The sequence below is a fragment of the Bacillus sp. KH172YL63 genome (assembly GCF_011398925.1).
Taxonomy (GTDB): domain Bacteria; phylum Bacillota; class Bacilli; order Bacillales; family Bacillaceae_B; genus Rossellomorea.
This window is the reverse complement of record NZ_AP022842.1, coordinates 81,061-94,374: the sequence shown is the minus strand read 5'-3', so window position 1 is coordinate 94,374 and position 13,314 is coordinate 81,061. Positions and strand designations below refer to the sequence as shown.

General features: G+C 46.5%; 12 protein-coding genes. All 12 read right to left on the bottom strand.

The window, feature by feature from the left end:
- Nucleotides 1-13 precede the first annotated feature (13 nt).
- On the bottom strand, nucleotides 14-871 hold the full coding sequence (gene pabC, locus KH172YL63_RS00470; RefSeq protein ID WP_173104324.1) for an aminodeoxychorismate lyase: 858 nt from the start codon (nucleotides 869-871) through the stop codon (nucleotides 14-16).
- Nucleotides 871-1,458 carry an aminodeoxychorismate/anthranilate synthase component II gene (pabA, locus tag KH172YL63_RS00465; protein WP_173104323.1) on the bottom strand — a complete coding sequence of 196 codons (588 nt, stop codon included), beginning with the start codon at nucleotides 1,456-1,458 and terminating at the stop codon, nucleotides 871-873. Before pabA ends, pabC begins: the two co-directional genes overlap by 1 nt.
- Nucleotides 1,455-2,861, bottom strand: coding sequence for an aminodeoxychorismate synthase, component I (pabB, locus tag KH172YL63_RS00460; RefSeq protein WP_173104322.1), 1,407 nt, complete (start codon nucleotides 2,859-2,861; stop codon nucleotides 1,455-1,457). The genes pabA and pabB overlap by 4 nt, the downstream gene beginning before the upstream one ends.
- Nucleotides 2,862-3,078: 217 nt before the next feature.
- On the bottom strand, nucleotides 3,079-4,008 hold the full coding sequence (cysK, locus tag KH172YL63_RS00455; protein ID WP_173104321.1) for a cysteine synthase A: 930 nt from the start codon (nucleotides 4,006-4,008) through the stop codon (nucleotides 3,079-3,081).
- A 203-nt stretch (nucleotides 4,009-4,211) separates the two neighbouring features.
- A complete protein-coding gene (locus tag KH172YL63_RS00450) occupies nucleotides 4,212-5,093 on the bottom strand; it encodes a peptidyl-prolyl cis-trans isomerase (RefSeq protein ID WP_173104320.1) in 882 nt (293 codons plus the stop codon).
- A gap of 25 nt (nucleotides 5,094-5,118) precedes the next feature.
- Entirely contained in the window at nucleotides 5,119-5,997 is an 879-nt protein-coding gene (gene hslO, locus KH172YL63_RS00445; RefSeq protein ID WP_173104319.1) for an Hsp33 family molecular chaperone HslO, read from the bottom strand.
- Between the two features lie 19 nt (nucleotides 5,998-6,016).
- The gene (locus KH172YL63_RS00440; RefSeq protein ID WP_173104318.1) at nucleotides 6,017-6,784 is read right to left on the bottom strand and encodes a type III pantothenate kinase; all 768 of its coding nucleotides are present in this window, start codon (nucleotides 6,782-6,784) and stop codon (nucleotides 6,017-6,019) included.
- A 666-nt stretch (nucleotides 6,785-7,450) separates the two neighbouring features.
- Entirely contained in the window at nucleotides 7,451-9,412 is a 1,962-nt protein-coding gene (gene ftsH, locus KH172YL63_RS00435) for an ATP-dependent zinc metalloprotease FtsH (RefSeq protein ID WP_173104317.1), read from the bottom strand.
- A 102-nt stretch (nucleotides 9,413-9,514) separates the two neighbouring features.
- Nucleotides 9,515-10,063 carry a hypoxanthine phosphoribosyltransferase gene (hpt, locus tag KH172YL63_RS00430; protein ID WP_173104316.1) on the bottom strand — a complete coding sequence of 183 codons (549 nt, stop codon included), beginning with the start codon at nucleotides 10,061-10,063 and terminating at the stop codon, nucleotides 9,515-9,517.
- Between the two features lie 3 nt (nucleotides 10,064-10,066).
- Nucleotides 10,067-11,470 (bottom strand): tRNA lysidine(34) synthetase TilS, encoded by a 1,404-nt coding sequence (gene tilS, locus KH172YL63_RS00425; RefSeq protein ID WP_173104315.1) that lies wholly within the window; start codon nucleotides 11,468-11,470, stop codon nucleotides 10,067-10,069.
- 68 nt (nucleotides 11,471-11,538) lie between these two features.
- Entirely contained in the window at nucleotides 11,539-12,519 is a 981-nt protein-coding gene (locus KH172YL63_RS00420) for a protein kinase domain-containing protein (RefSeq protein WP_173108003.1), read from the bottom strand.
- Nucleotides 12,488-13,249, bottom strand: coding sequence for a VWA domain-containing protein (locus tag KH172YL63_RS00415; RefSeq protein ID WP_173104314.1), 762 nt, complete (start codon nucleotides 13,247-13,249; stop codon nucleotides 12,488-12,490). The genes KH172YL63_RS00420 and KH172YL63_RS00415 overlap by 32 nt, the downstream gene beginning before the upstream one ends.
- Between the last annotated feature and the right edge of the window lie 65 nt (nucleotides 13,250-13,314).

Sequence of the window (13,314 nt, the reverse complement as noted above, 5' to 3'; positions counted from 1 at the left end):
CTTGGTCCCCCTGCTATAATTCATCGATTGAGTGTAGTCGGCTTGTATACTTTGTGTACTGATGATGAAGCAGACGTGTGTAGCCGCCGCGCCTGCCCGGATAGTCCCGGTTTCCGATCCGGTTCACCGGGATGATTTCCTGCACCGAGTTCGTAAAAAAGACCTCATCCGCTTCAAGCAAGCAGTCTTCCCTGAACGCCCCGGTCTCAGCCGGCAGCTTCAATTGGTCGGAAAGGGCGAGAATGAATCTGCGGGTAATCCCGTTCAACAGCCCCGTTTCCACAGTCGGGGTATACAAGGTCCCGTCTTTGATCCAGAAAAGATTGGAGGTGATCCCTTCACAGAGATAGCCCTCACCCGTAAGGAAAATCCCTTCTTTGTCGGGAGAAGGTCCGATTTCCCGTTTAGCTGCAATATTATTGAGATAATGGTGGGATTTCAACCGTTCCCCGGTTTCCGGCGTGTTTCTCCTCAGGTTCAGGAACACTCCCTCCTTTTCCTTCAGCGGAGCAGAAGCCGGCAGTCCCTTTTGAAAAAGAATCACGGTCGGCTTTTCATAGGGGTCTGTCCTTAGGCCTATTTCACCTTGGCCACCTGATACATTGAAGCGGCAGTAGGCGTCCTTCAGTCCATTTTTGATTAGCAGCTCCCGAACGGTTCCTATCACTTTCTCTTCATCCAGATCCGTTGCAATGTTCAATTCCTTCAAACCACTCCGGAGCCTTTCCAAATGGTCCCTGATCAAAAAAGGATGACCGTCATAGGTGCGAAAGGTTTCAAACACACCAAGTCCGTACAGATAGCCGTGATCAAACGGGGAGATGGTTGCCTGTTCGGCAGGGACGATGTCACCGTTTAGGTAAAGGTACATTATCGTGCCAACCCGGCTTTCTTATGTGTATGCAGAAAGTTCATCAGCAGCTGCTTCCCCTGTTCGGTCATGATGGATTCCGGGTGGAACTGCACCCCTTCTACCGGCAGATGTTTGTGGCGGATCGCCATGATCTCTCCCTGATCTGTTTCGGCGGATATGTCGAAGCATTCCGGAAGTGTTTCCCTTTTGACAATCAGCGAGTGATATCGCGTCGCATCGAAGGGGTTCGGCATCCCCTTGAAGATTGTCTGGCCGTCATGGAACATCGGAGATACTTTTCCGTGCATCAGCCGTTCGGCACGGACGACATCCCCGCCAAATACTTGAGCGATCGATTGATGACCGAGGCAGACACCAAAGATCGGGATCCTGTCTGCAAAGGTACGGATCGCATCCAGGCTGATCCCTGCTTCGTTCGGGCTGCAGGGACCAGGGGAGATCATAAGGAAATCAGGGGAAAGGGCCTCGATCTCTTCAAGGGTGATGTCATCATTTCGTTTTACAATCAGTTCTTCACCAAGTTCGCCCAGAAACTGAACGAGATTATAGGTGAAGGAATCGTAGTTATCAATCATGAGAATCATGCTTCTTCTCCTTCTGCCCTTGCTTTTGCTACCCACAGGGCCTTTGCTTTCTTTAGGGATTCTTTGTATTCATATTTCGGGTTCGAGTCGATGACGACGCCTGCCCCCGCTTGAATATGACCCTTTCCTTCTTTCACGAGCATCGTCCGGATGACGATGTTTAATTCCATGTCGCCGTTCACACCGATCCAGCCGATGGATCCTGTGTAGATACCGCGTCTGACAGGTTCAAGCTCTTCAATGATTTCCATCGTCCTTACCTTTGGCGCACCGGTGATCGTCCCACCGGGAAAGACCGACCGGATGAGATCTGCCCCCGTTTTGGTTTCATCTAGTGTGCCTCTTACATTTGAAACAATGTGCATGACGTGTGAGTATTTCTCGATGACCATGAATTCATTGACCTCCACCGTACCGTAACGGCACACCCTGCCAAGGTCATTCCGCTCAAGGTCGACAAGCATAACATGCTCAGCCCTTTCCTTCTCATTATGGATCAATTCAAGGGCAAGCTTCTCATCCTCTGCCTCATCCTTCCCCCGGGAACGGGTTCCTGCGATCGGTCTTGTACTCACTTCTCCCCCTTGTTTCTTGACGAGGAGTTCCGGCGATCCGGATACGATCTGGAAATCAGGACTGTGGATATAACTCATATACGGAGAAGGATTCAACTCCCGCAGTTTTTTATAAACAGTGTAAGGCTCTGCCTGAAGCTGTTGTGATTGACGCACAGACAGATTCACCTGGAATACATCCCCTTGTGAGATATAAGCCTGAATCTTCTCCACCGCTTCTGAAAACGCCGCTTCATCCATCGACTTCTCGATCTCGGCAGGAGTCTGGCGGATAATGTCCCGATCCGTCTCGCCTTCAGAATTGATCAGTGCATCCGTCCACAAGCCGGTCCATTCCTTCAACTGCTGTTCAGCCGTTTGGGTTCCCTCGTCTGAAAGGATCATCGTCCAGGCCGTGTTTTCCTGATGATCGAATACTGCCCAGCGGTCGAGATAGTAAAAGTACAGGTCCGGCACCTCAAGATCATCATGGCTTACAGAAGGCAGGTTCTCAATTCTCCTGGCATAGTCATAGCTGAGGAAGCCGATCACCCCCCCTTGAAAGTCAGGCAACTCTTCCAACCTTTCCGTCTGAAGGGGCTTCATCCACTTCTCCATCTCAATCAACGGATCTCCCGGTATCGTCTCCTTCCCGTCAGCGCCTTGGATCAGCAGCCCGTCAGCTACACTCTGAAGTAATACTTTAGGTTCAAGTCCAGCAACGCTGTATCGTCCACCCCGGCCGCTTTCTAACAAAATATGATGTGTTCGATGTTGGCTTAACTGTTCATATGCTGCGAAAAATTTCTCTTTGGTTGTCTCGTTTTTATGAAAATACAGGTGCTGCACTGACCCTTCACACTCCTAATTTTTATCTACTTTTATGATACATGAACTTTTGGCAGGTTTCATCGTAAAATACTTGAAATTGCGATGGAGGCAGAACACAGGGAAATAGAAGCCTTTTCTAAAGCAGGCTGTTTTGAACAACCACTTCCTTCCCGGATAAGTCCGAAAGTTCCATAAAAAAAGACCCCGAGAGTCGGACCCTCGGGATCGGTATGGCTTATTCTTCATCAAATTGATAAAGCGGTGTACTTAAATAGCGTTCACCGTTGCTCGGGATGATCGCAAGCACTTTCTTGCCCTTGCCTAATTTCTTTGCCACTTCAAGGGCGGCATAAATGGCAGCACCGGATGAAATACCACCGAGTATTCCTTCTTCCTTCGCTGCTCTTCTCGCATAATCGAATGCTGATTCTTTATCCACCTGGATAATGTGGTCGTACACATCTGTATTCAGGATATCAGGGATAAATCCGGCACCGATTCCCTGGATCTTATGGGGACCAGGTTTCCCACCGGATAATACCGGGGAATCTGACGGCTCAACCGCATATAACTCGATCGATGGGTAATGTTTCTTCAGCACTTCACCTGCACCGGTGATCGTCCCGCCTGTTCCGATCCCTGCAATGAAGGCATCCAACTGGTCACCCATCTGCTCAACGATTTCCGGTCCGGTCGTTTCCCTGTGTACTTTCGGATTGGCCTCGTTTTTAAATTGTTGAGGCATGAAGTAGCCTTTTTCCTTCGAAAGCTCTTCTGCTTTGCGGATGGCTCCACCCATTCCTTCCGCACCAGGGGTCAGTACAAGCTCAGCACCATAAGCACGGAGAAGGTTGCGTCTTTCCATGCTCATCGTATCAGGCATCACAAGCAGCGCACGATATCCTTTTGCAGCTGCCACCATCGCAAGACCGATGCCAGTGTTTCCACTTGTAGGCTCAACAATCGTATCTCCCGGTTTAATCGTTCCGGCCGATTCACCTGCTTCGATCATCGCAAGCGCGATACGGTCTTTCACCGAGCTGCCAGGGTTCATATATTCTAATTTCAAGTATACATCCGCACTGTTATCATCCACTAACCGGTTCAGCTTGACGACCGGCGTCCCACCTACTAATTCCGAGATAGAATTGGCTACTCTCACCATTCGTTCATCACTCCTAATTCCTAGTAATTTTGTTGGTTTTATAAAATGTAACAATATTCAATAAATTTGTCAATGATAATGCACATACCGATAAAGTTACGGCCTTCACCTACATATGTATGCCCGCTTTCCTTATCCTATGTTTCGTTATATCCCATCGAACTATGTAAAAGGAGCCGGCTCATCAAAGCCCGGCTCCCACTTCAATCCTGTTTCCCGTAAAACCAATCCACCTTTACCTCATTCCAGAAGGACTCAGGCTGCAGAGGTGATTCCACCTGTTCGAGAGCGATCTGCCTGCGGATTTGGGATTTTACATCTTTGAAGGAGAAATGCTTTTCTTTCAAGATTCCGTCCACATAATAAATGACGTATCCTGAATCTTGCCGGATCGGTTTCGTCCATTCCCCGTTTGATAATGGTTCGACCCCGGCTTTTGTCTCCTCGGTCAGAAGGTCACCGTCAAGAGGGACATATCCGATATCTCCTCCTAAATGGGCACTTTGTTCATCCGTGGAACGCTCCATCGCCAACGCTTCAAAGTTCGACCCATCCTTCAGTTCCTTAAGTGCCTGCTCTGCCTCGGCTAAATCAGACGTTTTCAACATTTTTAATTTATACATCTTCGGAATTGAATACTGATCCTCATTTTGTTCATAGAAGTTTTTGAGTTCTTTTTCCGGGATCTGTACATCCTTTGTAATGAGCTCTTCTAGTAACAATTCAGATTTGATCTGTGCCTTAAGGGTTTCTTCATCCTCAAGGTTTTCTTCATCGTAGGCATTGTACACCGACTGAATCAGATAATATTCCTGGTCGACCTCTTGATCAGAGACCGAAATATCATACTTCTTTGCAAGGTGGTCGATCACCTTTTGATTGATCAATTCCTTTAGTTCTTCTTTACCGTGCTTTTGCTCGAGGGAATACAGCCAATCTTCCCGGGTGACATCCTCCCCGCCGACCACAGCCACCACTTCAGGTGTTCTTGTTGCGCCGGATGACCAATTCCACACGAGTGTGATGATATTTGTAACGAGTAGAATCACAATGATCACCATGAGTACAGATCGTTTAATTCTCATTTCTCCCAATCTCCCTGGATGTGATTTACTTCGCGCTCGTTTTCAGCTCTTCAAGTTCTTCTTTATCAAACACATACGCTTCATTACAGAAATGGCAGCTGGCCTCCGCACTTCCTTCTTCATCGATCATCTCTTGTATCTCTTTTTCCCCTAAGCTGATGATGGCGTTTGAAAAGCGCTCTTTGCTGCATTGACATTTAAATGACACAGGAAGGGTTTCAAGTACTTTGACTTCCCCTTCACCGAGGATTTCTTCCAGTATCTCTTCAGGCGTCAGCCCTTTTTCAATCAGTTTCGAGATTGGCGGGATCTTTGAAAGCCGCTCTTCGATTTTCGTGATGGTTTCGTCATCCGTCCCAGGCATAAGCTGGAGGATGAATCCGCCTGCTGCAAGAATCGAATTGTCCGGGTTCACCAATACCCCGACTCCGACAGAGGAAGGGACCTGTTCAGAAGTCACGAAATAATAGGTGAAATCTTCACCAAGTTCTCCTGAGACAATCGGGACTTGTCCTGAGAAGTGATCTCTCATCCCGATATCCTTTACGATCGACAGTGTACCGGTAGTGCCGACTGCACGACGGACGTCCAGCTTTCCGTGTTCATTCAAGTCGAAATGTACATGGGGGTTGGTCACATATCCCCTCACTTCACCTTTCGCGTTCGTATCGACGAGGATCGCCCCGATTGGACCTCCACCTTCTACTTTGATCGTTAATTTATTATCACCTTTCAGCATTGCACCCATCATGACTCCTGCGCTGATGCTTCTTCCAAGGGCAGCTGAGGCAGTCGGCCATGTTCCATGTCTTCTTTGTGCTTCTCCTACTGTATCCGTACTTTTCACTGCATAAGCACGCACCTGGCCGTTGTATGCCAGTGCCTTCACTAAATAATCGCTCATGGTTCAAGCTCCTTTCATGTTAAATCATGTTTCTTTTATAGATTAATTTCAAACCCTTCAATGTCAGGAAAGGATCTACCACGTCTATGCTGTTGGATTCTTTCGAGATCAATGTCGCCAGTCCGCCAGTTGCAATGACGGTCGGTTCTTTCTTACTTTGACCTTTCATCCGTTGAACAATACCTTCTACCTGACCGACATACCCGTATAAAATACCTGCCTGCATCGCAGTCACGGTATTTTTCCCGATGATATGCTCTGGACGGGCGATTTCAATCCTTGGCAGTTTCGCAGCCTTCGAGTAAAGGGCTTCTGTTGAAATGCCGATCCCGGGTGCGATCGCCCCGCCCATATATTGTCGCTCTTCATTGATATAACAATAGGTCGTAGCCGTCCCGAAGTCCACGATGATCAGCGGACCTCCGTATTCGTGGATGCCGGCTACAGCATTGACGATACGGTCTGCTCCGACTTCCCTCGGATTTTCATATTTGATGTTTAAACCTGTCTTAATTCCCGGTCCAACAACAAGCGGAGTGATATTGAAATATTTCTCACACATCCGTTCCAGGCTGAACATGATCGGGGGTACAACGGAGGAGATGATGATCCCGTCAATCTCCTTGAACGTCAGGTTCACATGCTCAAACAGATTTTTCACGAGCATCCCGAACTCATCTTCCGTTTTATGCCGGTTCGTTTCAGCTCTCCAATGATATTTTAAATGGTCATTTTCATATACACCAAACACGATATTGGTATTCCCTACATCCATTACAAAAATCAATATTCTCACCTACTAAGCCAATTGTTTTCACACTGCCAACATCATACCATAATTTATTTAAGTTAGGTATAAAAGCGCAACCAGCTTGGTACAGCCCTGCTGTCATAGGTACAACACCATTCTGTTGCATCCGCTCTCAACCCGAAGACCAGGCAACCTTTTCGAATTCTCCTGCGGGGTCTTATATTTCTAAATCCGAACTTGCGATTTTTATTAGAAGGCTGTTTATGTAATCATTGTTGCTTCTAAACAAGCGAGATGCTGTTGATTTCCGCTACAGATGCTCGCTTTCCGCGGGGCTGGCGGTGAGCCTCCTCGGACTTCGTCCTGCGGGGTCTCACCTGTCCAGCAGTTCCCGCAGGAGTCGAGCATCTTCCGCTCCAATCAACTGTCAAAGGTTAAATTACAAACAACCACAAAGTGTCTATACTAATTCCTATGACCGCCTTCTCAAACCATCTTTTTTAAATCACATTATCTCATGATTGAAGAAATGTAAATTTCAGTCTACGAATAGCAAAAATCTTAAGTGAAAAGAGCAAATTAGAGTGATTCCCTCTCTTACTTACCCTCTAGCGGAATTCCCCGCTTTTTATACAGACATGAGGCAATAAAAAAAGCACAAAAACAAAAAGGATGCACCCACGAATGGATGCACCCTCTCTATTATGTGCGATCAGAATTTGAATCGTCTTCTTTTGAAGCCGTATCTTCTTCGATCACATTATCTTCATTTTTCTTTTGGATATTCACCTTAACATCACTGTTATCCTTATCGGATTCGTATGTGCGTTCAGGCAGTTTGCCGTGATCCATTAATGACTTGATCTGAGCGGCATCCAATGTTTCAACATCTAATAATGTCTTGGCGATGAGTTCAAGCTTATCGCGATTCTCAGTAAGAATACGTTTCGCTCGCTCATAGCTCTCTTTAATGAGACGCTGCATTTCTAAGTCAATTTCATACGCAATGGCATCTGAATAGTTTTGTTCACTATTGATGTCACGTCCAAGGAATACTTGACCACCTTGGGATTGACCGAACTGAAGTGGTCCAAGCTTATCACTCATACCATATTCAGTGACCATCTTACGGGCGATTCCGGTAGCGCGTTGGAAGTCGTTGTGCGCACCAGTGGAAACATCTCCGAAGATGATTTCCTCCGCTACACGACCACCGAGCAATCCGGTAATCTTATCAAGAAGCTCAGGCTTCGTCATAAAGTAACGATCTTCTTTCGGAAGCATGACGGCATATCCGCCAGCCTGCCCACGAGGAACGATGGTTACCTTATGTACCATATCCGCTTCATCAAGGACTAATCCGATTACGGTGTGACCCGCTTCATGGAATGCCACAATTTTACGTTCTTTTTCAGAAATGACGCGGCTCTTCTTGGCAGGACCTGCAATGACGCGGTCGGTTGCTTCGTCGATGTCGCGCATGTCGATTTTCTTCTTATCTTCACGGGCTGCCACAAGTGCTGCCTCGTTCAGTAAGTTTTCTAAATCGGCACCAGAGAAACCTGGCGTTCTCATGGCAATCGCTTTTAGATCCACTGAATCATCGAGCGGTTTGTTTTTAGCATGTACACGAAGGACAGCTTCACGGCCATTCACATCCGGGCGGTCCACTGTGATCTGACGGTCGAAACGTCCTGGACGCAGTAATGCCGGATCCAGAATGTCAGGTCGGTTCGTTGCAGCGACGATGATGATTCCTTCGTTCGCTCCGAAACCGTCCATTTCAACGAGTAATTGGTTCAGGGTTTGTTCACGCTCATCGTGACCTCCGCCCAATCCTGCTCCACGTTGACGACCGACTGCATCAATCTCATCGATGAAGATGATACAAGGTGCATTCTTCTTCGCATTTTCGAATAAATCACGTACACGGGATGCACCGACACCGACGAACATTTCGACGAAATCGGAACCACTGATCGAGAAGAAAGGTACTCCCGCTTCTCCGGCAACCGCACGTGCAAGTAGTGTTTTACCTGTACCTGGAGGTCCCACTAGCAGGACACCCTTAGGAATACGGGCACCAACTTCAGAGAATTTACGTGGATCTTTTAAGAATTCCACTACCTCTACAAGTTCTTGTTTCTCTTCGTCCGCTCCTGCTACATCATTGAAGCGTACTTTTTTCTTTTCTTCACTGTATAACTTAGCCTTACTCTTCCCAAAGTTCATGACACGGCTTCCGCCACCCTGAGCTTGGTTAAGTAAGAAGAAGAACAGAATAAAGATGATGACAAATGGTATGATCGTTGTGAAGAAAGATACCCAGCCGCTTGTTTCTTTCGCCTGCAATACTTCTACATCAATGCCCTGCTCCTTGGCCGACGCATTGATATTCTCCATTAACTTCCCATCTGTAGTAAGGACATAGGTTAAGAAGTACTCTCCTTCTTTAGCCCCTTCCATCTGCCCTTTCACTTCATAAACGCCTCTACCAGGCTGAATTGAAAAAGAAGAAACGTCTCCATCTTCAAGGTTATTAATAAACGTACTGTAATCGATATTTTTGGTTGGCTCGTTGCTGTTGCTGAAATAACTCACCACACCTATGATCACTAAAAAGACCAGTAAATAGAATATGGTGTTTCGAAAGATCCGGTTCATCCCTTACCTCCTCCCACGGTAAACAAACTACGTAAAATAGTATCATAGAAAATCATGGCATTACAACAAATTGCACTTACAAGATCATTCTTTAGAATATACTTATTCTCCTGTTGTATACACTCTTGGTTTCAATACGCCGATATACGGAAGATTACGGTATCTTTCCGCGTAATCAAGACCATATCCGACAACAAACTCGTCAGGTACAATGAAGCCTACGTGATCCGCTGTGATGTCTGCTTTACGGCCGCTTGGCTTGTCAAGCAGTGTGACGATGCTGATTGATTTGGCTTTACGGTAGCGGAACAGCTCAACCAGGTAACTTAACGTCAACCCGCTGTCGATGATATCTTCGATAATCAGGATATCGCGCCCTTCCACTTTTGTATCTAAATCTTTCACAATCTTTACTTCTCCAGAAGAGACAGTAGAATTCCCGTAACTGGACACATCCATGAAATCCATTTCCATGTGGGTATCCATGCGTTTACAAAGGTCAGCCATGAACGGCATTGCGCCTTTTAAAACACCGATTGCCAGAGGAAAACGATCTTTATATTCCTCAGTTAATTGTGCACCTAATTCTTTGATCTTTGTTTGAAGTTCTTCTTCTGAAATTAACACTTTCTCGATATCTTGGTTTAACAATGTTCAACTGCCTCCTAGAAGATGATTGCTCTTAAATTGTAGTACTAAACTATTTTCCTGTCCTTCTTCCAAATCGTAAATAGACTTTCTCAGCCCCGGCACCCAAAGGATGTGGTTGTCTGCATCCACTACGACCGGCCACCCTTCACGGAGGTGAACAGGGATTTTGTTATCGATGAAGAGTGTTTTGAGCTTCTTTGAGCCCTTCAACCCCTTCACTTCCAACCGGTCTCCCTTTTCCCTCGTCCGGATGTACAAAGGCAGTGAAACCTCATCGGGATCAATGAAGATCCTGTCCTGATAACACTCCTCCACGTGCGGATAAGAAGAAAGAAAAAATTGATATCCACCCTGGATGTCCAGCCTATCACCAACGTGCATTTCGTAGCAATACGGTGCACCGGCCACAGCCAACTCCCCAAAGTGAAAATAACATATATGATATGCCCTTGTTACCTTAAGCCCTTTTGGTAAATCGATGCTGACATTTGGCGTTTTCCCTTTTAAAATACCCAATACATCGTAAATATGTATAGACGATAAGGAAGGTGGTCTAACTTTGTAAAGATAGTTTAATATTAGATTAATCCCTCTTCTTTGTAAAGGCTGAGCCATTGCAAGAAAACCATCGATATGTAAAGACGAGAAATCTTTTGTGTTATTCCATACCTTATTCAACTCTACCCTTGTTAATTCCTCTAAATAACCCTCATCTTCTTCCAATTCTTCACTGAATCGTTGAAATTGAAGATGCACATGTGGGTTTTCATTCTTTAAAAACGGAAGGACTGTCTTCCGGAACCGATTCCTTGTGTAAACTTCCTTCTGATTGCTCGGATCTCTTCTAGGGAAAAGAGAGTGGGTGACACAATATTCCTCAATGTCCTCTTTTGTCACCGACAAAAACGGACGGATGATATCCCCGCCTGCGACCGGGCGCTTGTAGGGAATGCCTGCACGGCTCCTTCCTGCTGCCCCCCTCGTCATTTTCATAAGGATGGTTTCCACTTGATCATCCCCATGGTGACCAAGGGCGAGCTTTGTCGCACCACTTTCATCCATTACGTTCATCAAAAATTCATAGCGTATGTGACGGGCCGTATCCTGAAGGCTCCCGCTCGTCCTGTCGATCTCTTTCTGCACATCTATCCTCTCACTGAAAAAGGGGATCTCTCTCTGACGGCAGAACTGTTCCACGAACAAAAGCTCCTGATAAGATTCTTCTCCCCTGAACATATGATCGAGATGGGCAGCGATGACTTCAGCACCCCAGACTTCCTTATTCGAATGGAGAAAATGGAGAAGGGCCAATGAATCTGGGCCGCCGGACACCGCTACGAGGATCCGGTCCCCATTTAGTATAAGGCGATGGGCATGAATGAACTCTTTCGTCGAAGTCTCTAACATAGTGCTTCCTCTTCCTGAAACCATTTTCCCCATTGTATCAATTTATCCTGGATTCTTACACCGTTATCCTACATCAGCTCCCCGTAGATATATAAAACATAAAGAATGGACACAATCATCACGACAAGGACGGTCTCCAGAAAATGACTGGACTTCTGTTTACGCTGATGCTGAGATCGGCTTGTATGATTCGTGGATATCACAGGAGCCTGACGTTTCGCTCTGGGCTGCTTCGATACTTGAGAATGTGCAAGGCCGTCCAAAAGGCTGACCCTCATATCATTCGCAGACTGAATATTCCCTTCCAGCGCATCGACAATCGTTCCTTTGAATTTTTCCAATTGCGGTTTGGCAGCTACCGCCTGCCTTAATTGTTGCATATTCCCGTTTCCGTTCTTCGTAAAACGTGATGGATAGGCGAGATTGATGAGGATCATCCCGACAGAAAACAGATCGTAGGAAGGCTCTGCCCTCCGTGATCCCCCGATCCAGTACCCTCTGTCAAAGAACTCTGTGAATTCTTTGATCGCCCTACCATTGATCGTCGTCCCCCCGACGTCTATACAGCGTATTCTGTAGGGAGGTCCGGTCACGATCAGATTTTCAGGTTTCAGATCCCCAAACACCCACCCTTCTTTATGGATCCGCTCAAGATCTGTCAACAGTTGGGCGATAAGCACACCTGCCCAGGAAAAACCCCTTGCTTGTACGAATGACAGCAAATCGGTTCCTTGTATATATTCCATGACATAGAAATGGATTTTCTGACCCCGGTGTTCCCAGTCGTCCACATCAAGAAGTTTCGGTCCGAGGGGTGCACCCTGGACCTTTGAGAAAGCTTTCAACACATTGACTTCCGACGTGATCGATACATTGCTGTCGCTCATCTTCAAAGCCTGATACCCCGATGCACCCTGGACGAGGAAGACGATTCCGTTGGCGCCGTAGCCCAACTCTTTAACAATCGTATAAATATGCTTATACCACTTGCCCCTGATTACTGTTCCAGGTGGGAAACTAAATGGTTTCTTCGAAGTATTGTTCATCATCGCCACGAGAGAGCAATCCCCTTAATGAACGTTTTTTCTTAAAGTGTGTCATTGCTTCTGAGATCGCCGGGCCTGTCGGCGTAATTCCACCTGGAGACAATTTAGAGAAAATACTTGTCAATGTTTCAAGTCTAGGTGTCCAATCCAGCAATTTTTCGACATCTTGACGTTTCCCGGGAAATACGAAGACCGAGAATTTATTATCCCCCATCCTGGCGTTCAAGCTTAAAGACAGGTCCAATAAGGCTTCTTTGACGGTAGGAAGTTTATGTTTCATGCTTGCAGACGTATCGACAAGAATCAACACTTCCATGTCCACCGACTCTCCAAGCTCATCTACGACCTCCATGACTTCACCCCGTTGTTCGGGAGGCAGCTCTTCCATGGAAGCAGATTTCCCAAGGATTTGCTTCAGTTCTTTATTCACGACACCCTGCAGCGTTTGTGTCATTGCTTTCCTCGTGACCATCTGGACGGTTTGGGAAAGCTGCTGCGCGTACACAATTTGACTCACTCCACCTCCGGAAAGGGCGATCCCTTCAATTTCCTGCATCCCTTTATCATCTATCACATCATTGTCCATGACCCCGATGACGTTCACTGAAATCCCCTGTTCCTTGGCAAGTGCTGCCATTGCAATCGGATCCTCTCCTTGATTCGAGCATCCATCTGTAATTAATAGAATTTGACGAAGTGTACCTGGCTTCATCAGACTCCCCTCCTCATTCATAAGTTGGTACCATTCTCGCCTAATAAGGAGGGATTTATACTCTAGTTAACTATATTTATAGAGAG